Origin of the sequence: Sphingopyxis sp. NFH-91 (genome assembly GCF_021401285.1) — a bacterium.
GTDB lineage: Bacteria > Pseudomonadota > Alphaproteobacteria > Sphingomonadales > Sphingomonadaceae > Sphingopyxis > Sphingopyxis terrae_A.
Map to the genome: position 1 here is coordinate 227604 of NZ_JACBGA010000004.1, position 18239 is coordinate 245842.

Sequence of the window (18239 nt, forward strand, 5' to 3'; positions counted from 1 at the left end):
GATGTCGCTGATGCAGCTTTTCCTTCGCCTGATGCTCGATCCCTCACGCCCGCCGCGGCGCCGCCGCAAGCGCGACGAGCGCGGCTTCACGCTTACCGAATTGATGGTCGTTATCTTCATTATCGGGCTGCTCGCAACGGTCGTGCTGATCAACGTCCTGCCCAGCCAGGACAAGGCGATGGTGACGAAGGCTAAGGCCGATATTGCGACGCTGGAGAATGCGCTCGAACAATATCGGCTCGACAATCTGACGTATCCGGCGACGACCGACGGGCTGAACGCGCTGTCGACGCCGCCGCCGTCGCTGGCGCAGCCCGAACGCTACCGCCGCGGCGGCTATATCAAGAAACTGCCGAGCGATCCTTGGGGACGCCCTTATAATTATCAGGCGCCCGCCGCGAACGGAAAGCCGTTCGACGTCTGGTCGCTCGGCGCCGACGGCGCGCCCGGCGGGACCGACGAAAATGCCGACATCCACGGGGACAGCTGACCGCGGTCGCCTCCGGCGCGGCAAGGCGCGTGGCTTCACGCTGGTCGAACTGATGGTCGTTCTGACGATATTGGCGCTGGCCGCGACCGCCGTCGTGCTGACCATCCCGGGCGAGGAACGCAGCGTGCGCAGCGAGGCCGACCGGCTGGCGGCGCGGCTCGCCGCGGCGCGCGACGTCGCGGTGGTCGAGGGGCGCAGTGTCGCGGTCAATTTCGCGCCGTCGGGCTATGGTTTCGAACATCGCATCGACGGCGCCTGGGCGCCTTTGCCCGGCCGGGCCTTTGCGCAGCGCAATTGGCCCGCCGATATTCGCTTCGCCGCTGGCGACGGGCAGGGCGCGGCGCGCATCCTGTTCGACCGCGTCGGTACCAGCCCGACGCCGCAGGCGGTGGTGCTGGCGGGCGGCGAGGCGCGCGAAGTGGTCCGCGTTTCGGCAACCGGAGAGGTCAGCCGTGATCGCTAGGCCGTCGATCGCCGGCCAGCGCGGGTTCACCCTGCTCGAAATGCTCGTTGCGCTCAGCATCATCAGCATTGCGGCGCTGACGCTTGTCCGGCTCGATGCCTATGCAGTGCGAACCGCGGGCGATCTCGACGAAAGCACCGTCGCGGGCATCGTCGCGCAGAATCGCGCCGTCGAACTCTGGACCGATCCGGCGCCACCGACGATCGGCGCCAGCACGACCAGCGTGACCAATGCCGGGCGCAACTGGCGGATCGAACAACGCGTCGCCCCGACCGCCGACGACAGCCTGCTGCGTATCGACCTGATCGTCCGGCCCGAGGCGGGGCGCGGGCAGGCGGCGCTGACGATCATCCGGGCGTCGCGATGAGGCGCATTCGCATTTCTTCTCCCTTTGCCCTGAGCTTGTCGAAGGGTCGCCCTTTCTTCGGCGTCAAAGAAAAGAGCGGTGATTCGTCAGGCTCAGCACGAACCGAGGTTGCGATAGGTCAGCACGGCTTCACCCTCGTCGAAATGCTCGTTGCGCTCTCGCTCTTTGCCGCGATCGCGGCGATGGGGGTGAGCCTTCTACGCAGCAGCGTTGACACACAAGAGGCGGTACAGACGCGGCTCAAGGCGATGAGCGGGATGAACCGCATCCGCGCGGTCATGGCGAACGATCTGGCGCAGGCGGTGCAGCGGCCGACGCGCGGCGCGGCGGGCGAGGCGGTTCCGGCCTTCACCGGCTCGGCGAACGGCTTCGCCTTCGTTCATGCGGGTGCGGCTACGATCGAGGGGGGCGCGCGGCCCGATGTCGAACGCGTCGGCTATGCCCTGATCGGAGGTGAGTGGCGCCGCGCGGTGCAGCCGACGCTCGACGGCACGACGCTCGGCGACGGTGACCGGCTGGTCGGCGACGTTTCGGCGGCTGCGGTGCGCTACCGCGACGAGCGCGGCAACTGGAGCGAAAGCTGGTCGAGCGATCCCGACGACCGTTTGCCGCGCGCGGTCGAGGTGCGATTGACCCGAGCCGGGCGGCCGCCGCTGACGATGCTGTTCCTGACCGCGCCGACGCTCCCACCGCCGCTGCCTTCGCTGACTGGGGCGACGCCATGACCGGGCCGACACGGGACGATCGCGGGGCGGCGCTGCTCAGCGTGTTGCTGCTCGTCGCGGTCATGGCGGTGATCGCAGCGACCGCGCTCGACCGGTTGACGCTTGCGACGCGGATCGCGTCCAGCGCCGCGACGGTCGATCAGGGACGCGCCTATGCCTTTGCCGCCGAACAGATTGCGCTGCGGCGTGTCGCCAATCTGGTGGCGCGCGATCCGTCGCGACTGTCGAATGACGGCGATTGGCTCGACCGCGATTTTATCCTGCCGCTGCCGGGCGGGCAGGGGAGCGCGCGGCTGAGCGATGCCGACAATTGCTTCAATCTCAACAGCCTGGCCGCCGAAACCGCGCCGGGAAAGCTCAGCCAGCGGTCGGGCGCTACCGCGCAATTTACCGAGCTGATGGTGCTGCTCGGTATCGACCGCGGACAGGCGATGGCGATTTCCGGCGCGGCCGCGGATTGGATCGACAGCGACGGCAACGACGGGCCGCTCGGCGCCGAAGATGGCGTCTATCGCGCGCTCCCCGGCGCCTACCTGCCCGCAAACCGCAAGATGGCCGATGTCAGCGAATTGCGCACGGTGCGCGGCGTGACGCCCAAAATCTATGCGCGGCTGAAGCCGTGGATATGCGCCTTGCCGCGCGCCGAACCGGTGAAGCTGAACGTCAACACGCTGCGTCCCGAACAGGCGCCGCTGATCGCGATGCTGATGCCGGGGCAGATCAGCATCGCCGATGCGCGGGCGGCGCTGGCGGCCCGGCCCGCTGGCGGCTATGGCAGCAGCGTGCGATTCTGGGAGGCGCGATCGCTCGCCCGGCTCGATCCGCCCACCGATGTGGGTGAACAGGCCGCGGTGACCAGCCGGTGGCTCACGCTGACGACGCAAGTGACGATTGGGGACGGGTTTTTGACGGCACATTCGCTTATCGACGTCAATGGCGGCGCGCCGGGCGCCGGTCAGGCGCCGCCGGTCATCGTCCGCCGGGACTGGGGCGAGGCCGACTGACGTGGCGCGGACGCTGATCCTCTGGCTGCCGTCGGCGGCGGCGCTCGGTGGCGACGAAGCCGCGCGGCCTGTCTGGCTGCGCGTCGACGATGGCGTGATCGTCGACAGCGGGCAGGACGACGGCTGGGTCGACGCCTGGGAGAAACCACAGGACGACGCGGGCGACGATCGACTCATTGCACTCGCCCCTGCAGGCGACGTGCCGATCCATTGGCGCGCCTATCCCGATGCGGCCCCCGCGCAGGCGGCGGCGGCGGCGCGGATCGACGCGCTGCGCGACAGTCTGGGCGACGCGGCCGGACTGCACATCGTGGCCGGTGAGCCGGCCGAGACCGGACAGGCGGTGCCGGTGGCCGTCACCGCCCACGCCGCGATGACGGCCTGGACTGGCTGGCTCGCGGCAGAGGGGCTGACCGCCGCGGCGATCCTTCCCGCCGCCGCCATCTTGCCGCCGCCCGACGCCGATCATTTGTGGACTGCCGAACTTGGCGGCGAAGCGATCCTGCGCTCGGCCGATCGGGCATGGCGCTCCGATCCGGAAATCGACGCGCTGGTCGCGCAGGAGCGGACGATCGTCCCGCTGGGCGCCGATGCGGCGCGGGAAGCGTTGCTGCTCTCGCTCGCCGCGCCGCCGCTTGATCTGTTGAGCGGAAGCTGGAAGCCGAAGCGCCGCTGGGCGGTCGATCCGGATCTGGTGCGGATCGGCAAGCGCCTGCTCGCGGCGTTGCTGATCGTCAGCCTGCTGATCCCGGTCGCTTATGCGGTGCGCCTTGCCGCCGACACCCGCCGCGCCGATGCCGCAGTTGTCGCGGCTGCGGCGACGCTGGGGATCGAAGCTCCTGATGCGACCGCGGCGGAAGCCGAAGTCGATCGCCGGCTGGCCAGCGCGGGCGGCGGCCCGCTTGCCTTTTCGGTCCCGGCGTCGGCGCTGTTCGATGCGATGCGCGACACGCCGGGGGTGACGCTCAAGACGCTGTCGCACCGCACCGACGGGACGCTGACGACGACGCTGGCGGGGCCGCGCGTCGATGATCTCAACAAGGTGCTGCTGGCGCTGCAGGCGCGCGGCTATCGCGTGACCGCGCAGCCGATGGCGGGCACCGACGGCCAACAGATGGCAAATATTACGGTTCGGGCGGTGCCATGATCGACAGGATGCGCAATTGGTGGGCGGGTTTGTCGCGGCGCGAGCATTGGCTTGTCGGCATTGCCGCGGCGCTGGCGCTGACGGTGCTCGTCTGGGCGCTCGGCCGTCCGGCCTATGCGGCGCTGGTCGATCTTGGCAGCGACCATGCCGCGGCAATCGAGCGCGAAGGGCGCGTCGCGGCCAAGGTGCATCTTTTGTCGCAGCGTCCGGCGAAGGCGGTCGCCGCGGCCACCGATGCGGTAGCGATCGACCAATTTCTGGCGCAATCCGCGGGCGAGATCGGCCTGACCCTCGACCGTAACGAAGCGCGCGGAACGGCGCAGGCAACCATCGCCATCGCGACCGCGAAGGCGCCCGTCCTCAACGACTGGCTCGCGGCGCTCGAGACGCAGGGGTTCGTTGTCGATCAGCTCACCGTCACCCCCGCCGCCGACGGCACGGTGGGCATGACCGCCGAACTGCGCAAGGGGGGACAGTGATGGCCCGCTCGCACCGTCTCTGGATCGCCGCCGCGGCACTGCTCGCGCTGCTGCTGATCGCCGCGACCTTTCCGATGCGGCTGGCATTGTCGCTCGCCGGGGTCGCCGACGCGGGCTTCAGCGCGCGGACGGTGCGCGGCTCGGTCTGGTCGGGCGAACTTGTCGACGCGCGATTGGGCGCTCTCCCGCTCGGCACGGTCAAGGCCAGCCTGTCGCCGCTCGCCCTGCTGACGGGCAGCACGGAACTCGCCTTTGCGCGCCAGGACGATCGGCTGGGCGCCTTGTCGGGCCGACTCTACGGCACCAACCCGCGCGGCGCCGCCGACGTTAACGGCGTCACGACGCTCGCGGGCGGCCTCGGCGCGATCCCCGTCCACACCCTCCGCTTCGAAGGCGCCACCACACGCTTCGACAATGACGGGAAATGCGTAGAAGCAAGCGGACGGGTGCAGCTTTCGATCGCGGCGCCGATTGCCGGTCTGGATCTGGCGCGCGGGCTGTCGGGCCCGCTGAGCTGTGCGAACGGGCGTGCACAGGCGGCGCTGAGCAGCCAGTCGGGGATGGAGCGGCTGACGCTGGGGTTTGACGGTCGTGGCGCGTGGCGCGCGCAGTTCGCGATCACCGTCGACGACGATCCGTCGATGGCGGCGGCGTTGACGATGCTCGGCTTCCGTCCGGCGTCGGACGGCTACGTGCTGGCGACCACGGGCCGATTCTGACATGGCCGCGTTCGACGCCTTGCCCTTTGGCATGGGCGTCGGCCTGGCCGCTTTGGCGGGGTTGCTGCTCGGTAGCTTCCTGGCGACGCTGGTGCTGCGCTGGCCGCTGGGGCGGTCGGTGTTGCGCGGGCGTTCGCAGTGCGATGCGTGCGGCACGGCGCTGACCGCGCGCGACCTTATACCCCTGCTGTCGGCCATCGCGGCGCGCGGTCGTTGCCGTCATTGCGGCGCACCGATTGACGCGCTGCATTGGCGGGTCGAATTGTTGTCGGCGGCGATCGGGGCAGCGGCGCTCGCGCTGATGCCCGGCACGGCGGGCTGGCTCTGGGCGCTGTTTGGCTGGCTGTTGCTGCCGCTCGCGCTGCTCGACGCGCGGCATATGTGGCTGCCCGATCCGCTCAACGTGGTGCTGGCGCTCGCCGGACTGCTGCTCGCCGGGCCGCTGCTCGAAGTAAGTCTGCTCGATCGCTGGATCGGCGCGGTGGCGGGTGGGCTGGCCCTTGCAGCCATCGCTGCCGCCTACCGGCGCGTGCGTGCGAGCGAGGGGATGGGGGGCGGCGATCCCAAGCTGGTCGCGGCGATCGGGTGCTGGATCGGGTGGCAGGCACTGCCGCTGCTGTTGTTGCTCGCCAGCCTGGGCGGGCTGGTCTGGGCGTTTGGCGCGCAACGAAAAGGGGACGGCCCGCTGTCGATGCGGGCCGTCCCCTTCGGTGTGTTCGCTTGCACCGCCGCTTGGGCGACGGTGCCGCTTTGGCCGTTGATCAGCGGCCGATAACGACCGTCACCGCGCGGCGGTTCTTCGCCCAGGCTTCCTCGTTCGATCCGAGTTCGGCCGGCCTTTCCTTGCCATAGCTGATGACATTCATACGGCTCGGGTCGATGCCGAGCGAGGCGAGATAATTCTTCGCAGCGTTGGCGCGGCGTTCGCCGAGCGCGATATTATAGTCGCGGGTACCGCGTTCGTCGGCATGACCTTCGATCGTCACGCGCACCGCGGGATTGCGCTGCAGCCATTGCGCCTGGCTTTGCAGCGTCGCCATATCCTCTGCATCGACATTATATTGATCGAAGCCGAAGAAGATGCGGTCCGAGGCGACGTTGGCGATGAAGTCCTGCTGCGACCCCGGAACGACCGCATTGGGGTCGGTTCCGGTACCGGTCCCGGTGTCGGTTCCTTCGGGGGCTGGCGGCAGCGTTTCGGGGGCCTTCTTCGAACAGGCACCCACAGTCAGCATGGTGATCGCCGCGATCATCGCGGTGGTTTTGCGTATCGTCATGTCGTCTGTCCTTTTTGTTGCGTTTTCAGTCGTGGCGAAATGCGATGAACGTCAATTTAACACAGGATTGAACCCCGCGGTTTTCCTTTGGTTCCGCGCGCGCCGGCGCGCCTCAGGGCAGGATCGGGCCCCAGCTCGGGTCGGACCCGTCCTGCGGCGTCGGCAACCGGCGCAGGTTCACGCCGGTCAGGTCGACCTGCCAGATCGTCGATTTGCCCTCGCGGCCCGATGTGGTGCGGAAGAACTGGATCACGCGGCCGTTGGGCGACCAGGTCGGCGCTTCGTCCTGCCAGCTGTTGGTCAGCAGCCGCTCGCCGCTGCCGCTGGGGGTCATCACGCCGATGCGGAACTCGCCGCCGCCCATTTTGGTGAAGGCGATCAGGTCGCCGCGCGGCGACCATTCGGGCGTCGCATAGCGACCGCCGCCGAAGCTGATCCGGCGCTGATCGGACCCGTCAACATTCATCGTATAGATTTGCTGGCTGCCCGACCGGTCGCTTTCGAAGACGATCTTCTTGCCGTCGGGCGAAAAGCTGCCGCCGACGTCGATGCCGGGGGCATTGGTCAACCGCACCGGCGTGCCGCCTTCGGTCGAGATGCGATAGATGTCGGTGTTGCCGCCGACCGCCATCGAAAAGAGGATCTGCCGGCCATCGGGCGACCAGCGCGGCGCGAAGGTCGCGTTGCGGCTTTCGGTCACCAGCTTCTGCGTGCCCCCATTGACGTCATAGATGAAGACGCGGACGCGGTCGTTCAGATAGCTGACATAGACGATCTTCTTGTAATCGGGCGAGAAACGGGGAGACAGCGCCAGCGCCTGACCATTGGTGATGAAGCGGTGGTTGCCGCCGTCCGAATCCATGATCGCAAGGCGCTTGATCCGGTTCCCCTTCGGCCCGCTCTCGGCGATATAGGCGACGCGGCTGTCGAAGAAGGGCGATTCCCCCGACAGACGCGAATAGATGGCGTCGGCGCATTTGTGCGCGGCACGGCGCCAGTCGCCCGGCTGGATTTCGAAACCCTGCCGCACCAGCTCGCTGCCGAGCTGGGTGTCATAGAGATAGCAGCCGACGACGAAGCCGCCGGTGCTGTTCGTCTGGACGAAGCCATGGACGACATTTTCGGCGTTGCGCGCCTGCCAGTCGGCGAAGCGCGGCGCGCGCACTTCCGCCATGCTGATCGCGCGAACGCTGCCGGGGCCGAGCGGCGCGTAAAGCCCGCTGCGTTCAAGGTCGGCGGCGATCACATCGGCGATCTGCCGCCCCAGATTGTCGGTGCGCAGCCCGGCGACGGTGGTGACGGCAGGCGTGGCGAAAGCGGGAACCGCGATGACCGTGCGGTCCTGGGACAGCGTGCCTTCGATCGTTTCGCGCGGTTCGGTGGGGACCGCGGGGGCGGGTGTGGGCGATGCGACCTGCGCCAACGCCGGGGCGACGGACAGCATGAGCGCGAGCGGGAGGGCGATGGAGCGAAGCGGCATCTCTCTTACCTCTTGATGAAATCGAGCGTGTAATTCTGCCAGAAGCTGTAATTTTCCTCGGGCAGGTCGAAGGGGGCGGCGAGTTCGATGGCACGCTTGGCGCATTCCTGATGCCGCTGGACCTGGAATTTGTTGCTGTCGTTCTGGCCGCTCGTCTCGACGCTGGTAAATCCGGCGAGCGCCCCCGACTGGGTCAGGCGGAATTTGACCACGGTCTTGAGTTGATCGACATCGACGCCGCTGATGCGGCATCCGTTCCAGCGCGGACCGACGGCGGCCTTGATGCTGACGTCGATCGAGCGCTTGACCTCGGCCGCCGTCGCGGCGGCCGGTGCGCCCTTGGAAGCCGGTGCCTTTGGCTGCGAACGGCTCAGCCCGTCGACGATGCCGTCGAGACGGCCAGTGGGCCGCGACGACTGTTTTTTCGGTTCGGCCTTGGGTGTCGGCCGCGGCGGCGCCTTCTGGGCCGCTGGCGGGGATTTCTTGGGTGTCGCCGGAACGGGCTTCGCGACCTGCTTTGGTGCAGGGGCGGGCGTCGGGCGGACGACGGGCTCGGGCAGCGGCGGCGTCGGCACCGGTTCGGGCGGCGCGGCGATATCGGCCGCATCCTCCTCGCCCAGCCGTGCGGCGGGGGGATTGGCGTTGATGACCGGCGCGGTCGATTGCGGCGCCGTCTCCGCGATCAGATCGACCTCCATCGGCGGATTGTCGAAACGGCGCTGGCCCGCGGTCCATTGCACTGACAACAGTACGATAATCACGACATGCGCGGCGACGGCCACGGCGATGCCGCGTCCCTGTGTTGCCCCATATGCCCGCGTTTCGGCCATGATCTTGACCCTATGGCTGCGTTTCTGAACCGTCTGTGACCGCGCTTTCGGCGGCAGCGGCGGTATCGGTGTCGGCGCCTGTCGTCACCAGCGCGATACGCGACAGGCCGGCGCGGTTGAGTTCGCCCATCACCCGCATTACCCGGCCATAGTCGAGCCCCTTGTCGGCGCGCAGCATGATCTGTCGCGGCTTGTCGCCGTCCTTCGTTTCGCGCGCGATGGCATCGAGGCGGGCCGGCAGTTCGGCCTCGGGGACGACCTGGTCGCCGATATACAGCGTGTCGTCGGCATTGATCGACAGTTGCACCGGCTCCTGCTCTTCGGTCTCGATCGGCTTGGCCCGGCTTTCGGGCAGGTCGATCGGCACCGCCGAGGCAAGCAGCGGCGCGGTGATCATGAAGATGATCAGCAGCACCAGCATAACGTCGACGAGCGGGGTGACGTTAATCTCCGACATCGGCGCCCGGCGCCCGCCGCGCCCGCGACGCCGCCCGCCGACGCCGCCCGAAGGTCCGGTCATCGCCATCAGCCTTCGACCTCCAGTTCGCGGCTGAAGGTCGCGTGCAGGCCATCGGCAAAGCGGCCGAGCCGCGATTCGAGCCGGTTCAGCCGCTGCGAAAAGGCGTTATAGGCAATCACCGCGGGGATGGCCGCGAACAGCCCGATCGCGGTTGCGAACAGCGCTTCGGCGATCCCCGGCGCGACGACGGCGAGGCTGCTGTTGTTCGATGCGGCGATCGCGGTGAAGCTGCGCATGATCCCCCACACCGTCCCGAACAGGCCGACGAAGGGCGCAACCGAACCGATGGTGGCCAGCGTGCCGATCTTTTCGGCGAGGCGGTCGACCTCACCGGCGACGGCGCTGTTCATCGCAATGCCCAGCCGTTCGCGCGTTCCTTCACGGTCGATGACCTTGCTCCGCGTCGAACGGCGCCACTCGCCGATCCCCGCGGCCAGCACCTTCGCGCTCGGCAATTCTTCATTGCCATTCTTGTCATAGAATTTGTCGATATTGTCGGCGCGCCAGAAATCGCGCTCGAAGCTGTCCGACGCCTTCATCATTTTGCCGACGCCGCGGCCGTGGGTGAAGATCACCGCCCACACATAGATGGACGCGGCAAGCAACCCGATCATTACCGCCTTCACGATGATATCGGCCTGCAGGAACAGTGCGATGGGGGACAAGGTCGCCGCGTCGGCGGCCAGCTTGATATTGTCTAGCAAGGGATGGTCTCTCCATTCATGATCGCGGTAAAGCGGCTGGCCCACCCGGCGGGCTGGCGGCGCGGCCGGCCCTCGGGCGACAGAAAGGCTGCGGTAACACGCCCGTTGGTTAACTCGTCCTGACCGCGAAGGATGCGTTGCGCGATAATCACGCTCGCCCCGCGCACCGCCTCGACGGTACTGACGACCAGCAAATCGTCATCGAGCTTGGCCGGGCGTACATATTTGATCGCAAGGTCGGTGACGGCCCAGGCGCCTTCGCCCGCTTCCATCGCCGCGCGCTGGTCGATCCCGGCGATGCGCAGCATGTCCGACCGGGCACGCTCCATATAGCGCAGATAGTTGGCGTGATAGACGATGCCGCTGAGGTCGGTGTCCTCGAAATAGACACGCAGCCGGTAATGATGCGCGGCCCCGACAAAGGCGCCGGGGATGAAGGGAGGCGGAACGTCAACCATAGGTGCGAGCGATAGCGATGCTTCGACTCGTCGCAAAGCCCTCTTGAACGGTTCGTCGCAGCGCGGGGCCGGTTGACGGATTCAAAGCCGCACTTTTCCGTCCTATTTTGCCGCGCCGCCGCCAGAATCGAATAGTCCGTCCTGCACGCCCGCGGGCGGATTGAGGCCCAGATGCTTCCACGCGCTGGCGTTGAGGCAGCGGCCTCGTGCGGTGCGGGCGATCAGGCCGATCTGGAGCAGATAGGGTTCGATCACATCCTCGATCGTGTCGCGCGGCTCGCTGAGGCCCGCCGCCAGCGTTTCGACCCCCACGGGCCCCCCGCGATAGATGTCGGCGATCATGGTGAGGTAGCGGCGGTCCATCGCGTCGAGGCCCAGCGCATCGACCTCCAGCCGGTTGAGCGCCGCGTCGGCCACCCGCGCGTCGACGATCTGCGCCCCCGCCACTGTCGCAAAATCGCGCACGCGGCGGAGCAGGCGCCCTGCGATGCGCGGCGTGCCGCGCGAACGCTTCGCGATTTCGAGCGCGCCGTCGGGCGCGATGCCGAGGCCGAGCAGGCGGGCGGCGCGGCCGATCACCTGTTCGAGTTCGGCATGGGTGTAGAAATTAAGCCGCACCGGGATGCCGAAGCGATCGCGCAGCGGCGTCGTCAGCAGCCCCTGCCGCGTGGTCGCGCCGACGAGCGTGAATTTGGGCAGGTCGATCCGCACGCTGCGCGCCGACGGCCCTTCGCCGATCATGATGTCGAGCGCGCGATCTTCCATCGCGGGATAGAGGATTTCCTCGACTGCGGGAGACAGGCGGTGAATCTCGTCGATGAAGAGGACGTCGCCATCCTCCAGATTGGTGAGCAGCGCGGCAAGGTCGCCCGCCTTGGCGATGACCGGGCCGCTGGTCGACCGGAAACCGACGCCCAGCTCCTTCGCAACGATCTGTGCCAGCGTCGTCTTGCCCAGCCCCGGCGGGCCGAAGAAGAGCACATGGTCGAGCGCATCGGCGCGCGCCTTTGCCGCCTCGATGAAGATGCGCAGATTCTCGCGCGCCGCCGCCTGACCCACGAACTCGGCGAGCGACTTCGGCCGCAGCGCGGCGTCGGCATCCTCGGGGGTGCGGATCGGCGTCGTCAGGGCGGGCTCAGTCATAATGCTCTATTGCCTCGCCGGTGATCGAAACCCAAGGCTCCTTGCGCTCCTCATACATCGAATAGTCGGGAATGAAGCCGTGGCCGGGCGCGAAATTGCCGAGCGGGATGGCGTAGGCGTCGTGATAGGGGCGCGCGCGATACCAGACGCCCGAACCGCAGGTGCCGCAAAAGAAGAAGTCGGCGGTGTTGCCGCTCTCGCCGGTATATTGCCACATCTTCGCGCTCGCTTCGCCCTCGATGCGGACCTGCTCGACGGGAAAGCGGACCTGTGCGGCAAAGGCGCTGCCGCTGCGCGCCTTGCACTCGCGGCAATGGCACACGGACACGCGGATCGGCTCACCCGTGCAGGCAATTCGGATCTGGCCGCAGCGGCAGGAGGCGTGGCGGGTGAGGGCGGTCATTTCGCCGCCTTTTTGAGCGCGACGCGAACCAGCGCATCCAGAGTGGCGCCCGCGCCCAGTTCCTCGCTCGCCGCGGCGACGGCGGCGCTCGCTTCGCCGGGTTTAAAGCCGAGGCCGGTGAGGGCGGTCACGGCATCGCCGAGCGGGCCGGCGGCCGGGACGGCCGCGGGACCGGTGCCGGCGATCCCGCCCAGTGCGCCCGCCTTGTCCTTCAGTTCGTGCGCGATGCGTTGTGCGAGCTTCGGCCCGACGCCGTTGGCGCGCGCGATCATCGCGCTGTCGCCGCTGGCGAGTGCGCGCTGCAGGTCGGCGACTTCGAGCGCGGAGAGGATCGCGAGCGCGACCTTTGCGCCGACGCCCTGGACGCTGGTGAGCAGGCGGAACCAGTCGCGTTCCTCGGCGCGGGCGAAGCCGAGCAGGCGCAGGAAATCCTCGCCCACCAGCATTTCGGTGTGGATGGTGACATCGCCGCCGACCGGGCCGAGCGCGTCGAGCGTGCGCGCCGACGCCTCGACCAGATAACCGACGCCGCCGACGTCGATCACCGCATGGCCTGCGCCGCTTGAATCGAGCCGTCCGGTGAGTTTTGCGATCATGGCGATGTGCTAGCGTGATAGGAATGAAAAGGGAACAGATTTGGTTCACGCGAAGACGCGAAGGCGGGAAGATGTTGCATTTGCCGCAAAGCGGCATTCATCGTCGGGTGGTGCGCGATGACGCGGCGTCAAGGAGAAAGGGGCCTGACGGTCCGAGCCAGCCTCTTCGCGCCTTCGCGTCTTCGCGTGAACCCTTCAAATACGCGGCCGGTGGTTCGCGTGGCAGATCGCGACCGCCAGCGCATCGGCCGCATCGGCGCCCGCGACCTTCGCGCCCGGCAGCAGGATGCGCAGCATCGCCTGCACCTGCTCCTTCGCTGCGCCGCCGGTACCAACGATGGCTTTTTTGACCAGGCGCGGCGCATATTCGGCGACGGTCAGCCCGCCCCGCGCGCAGCCGAGCAGGACGACGCCGCGCGCGTGCGCGAGCTTCAGCGTCGATTGCGGATTGTCGTTGACGAAGATTTCCTCGACCGCCGCGCAGGCGGGGGCGTGATCGGCGATCACGGCCGCGAGTGCAGTATCGAGATACGCCAGCCGGTCGGGCAGGGGCGCCTTTGCGTCGGTCTTGATCTGCCCGTTGGCGATGTGGCTGATCCGGCTGCCCTCGACGCGGATGATGCCCCAGCCGGTACAGCTGAGCGAGGGGTCGAGACCGAGGATGATCATGTTAGAAGCCCCTCCCGCTTGCGGGAGGGGTTTGGGGTGGGCAAGCGGCGTGCCGTGCATCGGCCCACCCCCGGCCCCTCCCGCAAGCGGGAGGGGAGGGGTTTGTCATCCGAGCTTTTCCATCACCGCGTCGGGGATTTCATAATTGCCCCACACGGTCTGCACATCGTCGTCATCGTCGAGCGTGTCGATCAGCTTGAACAGCGTCTGCGCGACGCTTTCGTCGGCGACTTCGCTTTTCAGCGTCGGGCGCCACGCGAGTTTCACGCCTTCGGCTTCGCCCAGCTTGGCTTCGAGCGCCTTTGCGACTTCGTGCAAGGAATCGACGCTGGTCCAGATGTCATGGCCATCTTCGGTCGATTCGACATCGTCGGCGCCCGCATCGAGCGCGGCTTCGAAGACGGTGTCGGCATCGCCCGCGCTTGCCGCATAGCTGATCATGCCGAGCCGGTCGAAGCCGTGGCTGACGCTGCCCGACGTGCCGAGGTTGCCGCCATTCTTGCTGAACGCGGTGCGGACATTGGTCGCGGTGCGGTTGCGATTGTCGGTCAGCGCTTCGACGATCAGCGACACGCCGCCGGGGCCATAGCCTTCGTAACGGATTTCCTCGTAATTCTCGCCATCATTGCCTGCGGCCTTGTCGATCGCGCGCTGGATATTGTCCTTGGGCATCGACTGCGCTTTGGCGGCGTTGACCGCCGCGCGAAGGCGGGCGTTGGCGTCGGGATCGGGCAGGCCCATCTTTGCCGCCACCGTGATTTCGCGGCTCAGCTTCGAAAAGAGGCTGCTGCGCTTTTTGTCCTGAGCACCCTTGCGGTGCATGATGTTCTTGAATTTACTATGGCCGGCCACGGCCTACCTCCCTTAACGGAAAAATCTGGCGCCGCCCCTAGCGCGAAGCGCGGTCGCAGACAACCACGGGTGGCGGCGGCGATCAGACAACGACGGCGGTTCCCGAAGCGCTGACCATCAGCATCGACCCGTTCTGGCCGAGCACTTCATAGTCGAGATCGACGCCGATCACGGCATTGCCGCCAAGGCGCGCAGCTTCGGCTTCCATTTCCCCAATCGCTTCCTTGCGGGCGCGGGCGAGGACATCTTCATATTTGCCCGAGCGGCCGCCGACGATGTCGGTGATGCTGGCGAACAGGTCGCGGAACAGGTTCGCGCCGACGATCACCTCACCGGTGACGATGCCCAGATATTCGCGGACCGGATGGCCTTCGACAGCGTTGGTCGTGGTGCTGAACATATCTTCCTCCCTGGCGTCTGCGGTCAATGCTTCAAGCGGAGAGGCGGTTCCGGACCGCCGGTTTCGCGGAAGTTGTCAAACTTGTCGCTCCCCTCCGGTGCCATGATACCCGTCACGCCGAAACGGCCTGTTGGACCGGACAAACGAAGGCGTGACGGGTAACATGGCGAAGGGGGTAGCGCGGCCCGATCATGTAGGACAGCGATTTTTCGGAGTTCAGACGATGCCGAGCGCCGATTTGTAAACGTCGAGGATCGCTTCCATTTCCTTGCGGTCGTGGACCGGCATTTTGCGCAGGCGCACGATCTGGCGCATGATCTTGGGATCATAGCCCTGCGACTTCGATTCCAGATAAACGTCGCGGATATCGTCGGCGATGCCCTTTTTCTCTTCTTCCAGCCGCTCGATGCGCTCGATGAAAAGGCGCAGTTGTTCGTCGGCAGTCGTGGCTTCGCTCATTTTATGCTCCGATGGATAGGAATGGTTGTGGCGAGAATCGCCTCGGGCGTCCGATTAGCGGGGTCAGGGATTCTTGGCCATGCTTTCTTCCATGCGGGCAAGCTGCTGAGGGGTGGCGGCAACGTGAAAGCGCGCCTTCCATTCGGCGGTCGGCATGCCGTGGACGATGGCGCGGGCGCTTTCCTTGTCGAGGTCGCCCGCTTCGGCGATCCAGTCGCCCAGGCAATTGCGGCAAAAACCCGCGAGGCCCATCAGGTCGATATTCGCCGCGTCGCTGCGGTGGCGGAGCAGGCGGACAAGGCGGCGGAAGGCCGCTGCGGCGACGGCATCGTCGATGCTGTCGAGGGGGTCGGCGGTCATCGGTTGGTCATCGCTGCACGACATGACATTCTCCGGTCTGTGGATGAATAGCTATACGGCGGTTGCGCTTCGGCAGGCAACGCGCCATGCCACGCGGCCGTAGCGATATTGTAGATCAAGAGACAAGCGGAGCAATCGTGGTCCAGAGCTTTACCCCCCGCCAGCGCAAGGTGCGTATTCTTGCCACGCTCGGTCCCGCGAGCGCCAATGCCGAAATGATTGCCGCACTGCACCGCGCCGGCGCCGACGCCTTTCGCGTCAACATGAGCCATGGCGACCATGAAGGCCATGCCAAGGTCATCGCGGCGATCCGCGCGCTGGAAAAGGAAACGGGGCGGCCCACGACGATCCTGGTCGACCTGCAGGGGCCGAAGCTGCGCGTGGGCACCTTTCGCGACGGGCCGGCCGAACTGGCGACGGGCGCCACCTTCGTTCTCGACACCGACAAGGCGCCGGGCGATGCCAGCCGCGTCCACCTTCCGCATCCCGAACTGTTCGCCGCGCTCGAACCCGAAACGCGCCTGCTGGTCGATGACGGCAAGCTGGTGCTGCGCGTCAAGAGCGTCGCGCCCGACCGCATCGAGACGCTGGTCGAGGTCGGCGGCAAGATTTCGGATCGCAAGGGCGTCAACGTCCCCGACGTGGTCGTGCCGCTCGCCGCGCTGACCGAAAAGGATCGCCGCGACCTTGCCTTCGCGCTCGACCAGCATGTCGACTGGATCGCGCTTTCCTTCGTCCAGCGGCCCGAGGATGTTGCCGAGGCGCGGCGGCTGATCGGCGGCAAGGCGGCGCTGCTCGTCAAATTCGAAAAGCCCGCCGGGGTCGCGCGGCTGGAGGAAATATTGGAGATCGCCGACGCCGCGATGGTCGCGCGCGGCGACCTGGGCGTCGAATTGCCGCCCGAGGCGGTGCCGCCGCTGCAAAAGCGGATCGTTGCGGCGGCGCGGCGGATGGGCAAGCCGGTCGTGGTCGCCACCCAGATGCTCGAATCGATGATCGTCTCGCCGACGCCGACCCGCGCCGAAGTGTCCGACGTCGCGACCGCCATCTATGACGGCGCCGACGCGATCATGCTCTCGGCCGAGACGGCGGCGGGCGCCTGGCCGGTCGAGGCGGTGACGATGATGGATTCGATCGCGCGCTCGGTCGAAAGCGATCCCGACTATTACCGGCGGTTGCACTTCACCGAGACGCAGCCCGATGCGACCACCGCCGATGCGCTGGCCGAGGCCGCGGGCAGCATCATCGAGACGATCGCCGCCGATGCGATCATCTGTTTCACCGCATCGGGATCGACCGCGCGCCGCGTCGCGCGCGAGCGGCCGAATGCGCCCTTGCTCGTGCTGACCCCGAAGCGCGATGCGGCGCGGCGCATGGGGCTGCTGTGGGGGGCGCATGCGGTGCCGACCAAGGATATCGGCAGCTTCGAGGAGATGATCGCCAAGGGCAAGCGCATGGCGCTGCGCCACGGCATCGGCAAGGCGGGGGCCAAGCTGGTGATGATGGCGGGGGTGCCCTTCGGGACGCCGGGTTCGACCAATGTGCTGCACGTCGCGACACTGACCGGCGACGAACTGCGCGGCTATAGCTGAACCGGACGCCGGCGCGGCCGAGTCGATTCAAATCGAGACAAGAGTTAGCGGCGGATTCAGAAAATTTTCGCGCTGATTCAGTTCGAGACGCTTTAAAATGGTAAATGGACTTTGCACCATTGACCGTGCGCGGCATAGTCGCTGGAACGAAGGCGACGGCGCACCGCGGTGGGGGCGCTTCTGCAAATCCGGAGGTTGAGCCCGCGTGTCCGCACCGTTCCGTTTTCCGCGCTTTTTCGTGACCAGCCCGGCGCCGTGCCCCTATCTGGCCGGCAAGACCGAGCGCAAGGTTTTCACCGAACTGAGCGGCAATAATGCCAATGAGCTGAATGACGCGCTCGGCCGGATCGGCTTTCGCCGTAGCCAGTCGGTCGCCTATCGCCCAAGCTGCGCCGATTGCACCGCCTGTGTGTCGGTGCGAGTCTGTGCAGGCGAGTTCAAGCCGAGCGGATCGCAGAAACGGACGATCCGCCGCAACAGCGATCTGGTCGTCACCGCGTGCAAGCCCTGGGCGACCGAGGAGCAATATGCGCTGCTGCGATCCTATCTCGGCGCGCGCCACCCCGATGGCGGCATGGCCGATATGGACGAACAGGATTTTGCCGACATGGTCGAGCAGACTCCGGTCGACAGCTATATGATAGAATATCGCGAGCCGACGACCGATGGTTCGCGCGGCCGGCTCGTCGGCTGCTGCCTGACCGACCGTCAGGGCGACGGCCTGTCAATGATCTACAGCTTCTTCGATGCCGCCCATCCGCTGCGCGAGGGGCTGGGCACCTTCATCATCGCCGACCATATCCGCCGCGCGTGCAAGGCGGGGCTGCCCTATGTCTATCTGGGCTATTGGATCGAAGGATCGGCCCGCATGGCGTACAAGGCGCGCTTCCGCCCGCTGGAAAAGCTGGGGCCGGAAGGCTGGACGCGGTGCGAGCCGGTGGCGTCCGATCGCATTGCGGCGATGTTCGAGATCGCCTGACCGCTCAAGACGCGGCATTGTCGTATCAAAAATCATGTTCGCCGGCCGCCGTGCGCGCGTCGCCGGTTGACCTTTTCCCGCATTGACCTTTTCCCGCATTCAGGGGCATAGCTAGGCTTCCAG

25 protein-coding genes are annotated in these 18239 nt (G+C 67.0%); 11 read left to right on the top strand and 14 right to left on the bottom strand.

All coding sequences use genetic code 11. From position 1 onward, the window contains the following. Positions 1–10 precede the first annotated feature (10 nt). From gspG to L0963_RS11365, 9 genes are all read left to right on the top strand, one after another. Positions 11–490 carry a type II secretion system major pseudopilin GspG gene (gspG, locus tag L0963_RS11325; RefSeq protein ID WP_040589238.1) on the top strand — a complete coding sequence of 160 codons (480 nt, stop codon included), beginning with the start codon at positions 11–13 and terminating at the stop codon, positions 488–490. Continuing rightward, positions 465–953 (top strand): GspH/FimT family pseudopilin, encoded by a 489-nt coding sequence (locus tag L0963_RS11330; protein WP_234179585.1) that lies wholly within the window; start codon positions 465–467, stop codon positions 951–953. Before gspG ends, L0963_RS11330 begins: the two co-directional genes overlap by 26 nt. Further along, positions 943–1320 carry a type II secretion system minor pseudopilin GspI gene (gene gspI / locus L0963_RS11335; protein ID WP_062769336.1) on the top strand — a complete coding sequence of 126 codons (378 nt, stop codon included), beginning with the start codon at positions 943–945 and terminating at the stop codon, positions 1318–1320. The genes L0963_RS11330 and gspI overlap by 11 nt, the downstream gene beginning before the upstream one ends. 113 nt (positions 1321–1433) lie before the next feature. Then, positions 1434–2045, top strand: a complete 612-nt coding sequence (gene gspJ / locus L0963_RS11340) for a type II secretion system minor pseudopilin GspJ (protein WP_326490188.1) — start codon at positions 1434–1436, stop codon at positions 2043–2045. Continuing rightward, positions 2042–3049: a type II secretion system minor pseudopilin GspK gene (gspK, locus tag L0963_RS11345; RefSeq protein WP_234179588.1), complete on the top strand. Its 1008-nt coding sequence runs from the start codon at positions 2042–2044 to the stop codon at positions 3047–3049. The genes gspJ and gspK overlap by 4 nt, the downstream gene beginning before the upstream one ends. A 1-nt stretch (position 3050) precedes the next feature. After that, positions 3051–4196 carry a type II secretion system protein GspL gene (gene gspL / locus L0963_RS11350; protein WP_234179590.1) on the top strand — a complete coding sequence of 382 codons (1146 nt, stop codon included), beginning with the start codon at positions 3051–3053 and terminating at the stop codon, positions 4194–4196. Continuing rightward, positions 4193–4675: a type II secretion system protein GspM gene (gene gspM / locus L0963_RS11355; protein ID WP_234179594.1), complete on the top strand. Its 483-nt coding sequence runs from the start codon at positions 4193–4195 to the stop codon at positions 4673–4675. Before gspL ends, gspM begins: the two co-directional genes overlap by 4 nt. Continuing rightward, the gene (locus L0963_RS11360) at positions 4675–5394 is read left to right on the top strand and encodes a type II secretion system protein N (protein WP_234179597.1); all 720 of its coding nucleotides are present in this window, start codon (positions 4675–4677) and stop codon (positions 5392–5394) included. Before gspM ends, L0963_RS11360 begins: the two co-directional genes overlap by 1 nt. A gap of 1 nt (position 5395) precedes the next feature. Then, positions 5396–6169 carry a prepilin peptidase gene (locus tag L0963_RS11365; protein WP_234179601.1) on the top strand — a complete coding sequence of 258 codons (774 nt, stop codon included), beginning with the start codon at positions 5396–5398 and terminating at the stop codon, positions 6167–6169. On the opposite strand, the gene pal is transcribed toward L0963_RS11365, so the two are convergent. The 14 genes from pal to L0963_RS11435 all read right to left on the bottom strand — a co-directional run bounded on the left by pal (position 6156) and on the right by L0963_RS11435 (position 15569). After that, positions 6156–6671, bottom strand: coding sequence for a peptidoglycan-associated lipoprotein Pal (gene pal / locus L0963_RS11370; RefSeq protein WP_174531846.1), 516 nt, complete (start codon positions 6669–6671; stop codon positions 6156–6158). The genes L0963_RS11365 and pal overlap by 14 nt on opposite strands. Before the next feature lie 112 nt (positions 6672–6783). Further along, entirely contained in the window at positions 6784–8151 is a 1368-nt protein-coding gene (tolB, locus tag L0963_RS11375) for a Tol-Pal system beta propeller repeat protein TolB (protein WP_186401840.1), read from the bottom strand. A 5-nt stretch (positions 8152–8156) separates the two neighbouring features. Continuing rightward, complete coding sequence (locus L0963_RS11380; RefSeq protein WP_062902111.1) at positions 8157–8981, bottom strand: hypothetical protein; 825 nt, start codon at positions 8979–8981, stop codon at positions 8157–8159. Positions 8982–8991: 10 nt separating this feature from the next. Beyond that, positions 8992–9507 (bottom strand): protein TolR, encoded by a 516-nt coding sequence (gene tolR / locus L0963_RS11385; RefSeq protein WP_086456699.1) that lies wholly within the window; start codon positions 9505–9507, stop codon positions 8992–8994. Next, positions 9507–10205 carry a protein TolQ gene (tolQ, locus tag L0963_RS11390; RefSeq protein WP_086456698.1) on the bottom strand — a complete coding sequence of 233 codons (699 nt, stop codon included), beginning with the start codon at positions 10203–10205 and terminating at the stop codon, positions 9507–9509. Before tolQ ends, tolR begins: the two co-directional genes overlap by 1 nt. Continuing rightward, the gene (locus L0963_RS11395; protein WP_086456697.1) at positions 10199–10663 is read right to left on the bottom strand and encodes a YbgC/FadM family acyl-CoA thioesterase; all 465 of its coding nucleotides are present in this window, start codon (positions 10661–10663) and stop codon (positions 10199–10201) included. The genes tolQ and L0963_RS11395 overlap by 7 nt, the downstream gene beginning before the upstream one ends. Positions 10664–10765: 102 nt before the next feature. Then, entirely contained in the window at positions 10766–11806 is a 1041-nt protein-coding gene (ruvB, locus tag L0963_RS11400) for a Holliday junction branch migration DNA helicase RuvB (protein WP_217373280.1), read from the bottom strand. Then, entirely contained in the window at positions 11799–12209 is a 411-nt protein-coding gene (locus L0963_RS11405; protein ID WP_234179603.1) for a GFA family protein, read from the bottom strand. The genes ruvB and L0963_RS11405 overlap by 8 nt, the downstream gene beginning before the upstream one ends. After that, positions 12206–12805, bottom strand: a complete 600-nt coding sequence (gene ruvA / locus L0963_RS11410) for a Holliday junction branch migration protein RuvA (protein ID WP_234179606.1) — start codon at positions 12803–12805, stop codon at positions 12206–12208. Before ruvA ends, L0963_RS11405 begins: the two co-directional genes overlap by 4 nt. 195 nt (positions 12806–13000) lie before the next feature. Further along, a complete protein-coding gene (gene ruvC, locus L0963_RS11415) occupies positions 13001–13474 on the bottom strand; it encodes a crossover junction endodeoxyribonuclease RuvC (RefSeq protein WP_234179608.1) in 474 nt (157 codons plus the stop codon). Between the two features lie 105 nt (positions 13475–13579). Further along, on the bottom strand, positions 13580–14326 hold the full coding sequence (locus L0963_RS11420; protein WP_003039229.1) for a YebC/PmpR family DNA-binding transcriptional regulator: 747 nt from the start codon (positions 14324–14326) through the stop codon (positions 13580–13582). An 82-nt stretch (positions 14327–14408) separates the two neighbouring features. Beyond that, positions 14409–14726 carry a YbjQ family protein gene (locus L0963_RS11425; protein WP_058812003.1) on the bottom strand — a complete coding sequence of 106 codons (318 nt, stop codon included), beginning with the start codon at positions 14724–14726 and terminating at the stop codon, positions 14409–14411. A gap of 216 nt (positions 14727–14942) precedes the next feature. Next, positions 14943–15185 (bottom strand): DUF2312 domain-containing protein, encoded by a 243-nt coding sequence (locus L0963_RS11430; RefSeq protein WP_003039223.1) that lies wholly within the window; start codon positions 15183–15185, stop codon positions 14943–14945. A gap of 63 nt (positions 15186–15248) precedes the next feature. After that, positions 15249–15569, bottom strand: coding sequence for a DUF1244 domain-containing protein (locus L0963_RS11435; protein WP_003039221.1), 321 nt, complete (start codon positions 15567–15569; stop codon positions 15249–15251). A gap of 113 nt (positions 15570–15682) precedes the next feature. On the opposite strand from L0963_RS11435, the gene pyk reads away from it, so the two are divergent. Together pyk and L0963_RS11445 are read left to right on the top strand one after the other, a co-directional pair. Beyond that, entirely contained in the window at positions 15683–17137 is a 1455-nt protein-coding gene (gene pyk, locus L0963_RS11440; protein ID WP_003039219.1) for a pyruvate kinase, read from the top strand. Between the two features lie 205 nt (positions 17138–17342). Further along, positions 17343–18116: an arginyltransferase gene (locus L0963_RS11445; protein WP_234179611.1), complete on the top strand. Its 774-nt coding sequence runs from the start codon at positions 17343–17345 to the stop codon at positions 18114–18116. The last annotated feature ends 123 nt before the right edge of the window (positions 18117–18239 follow it).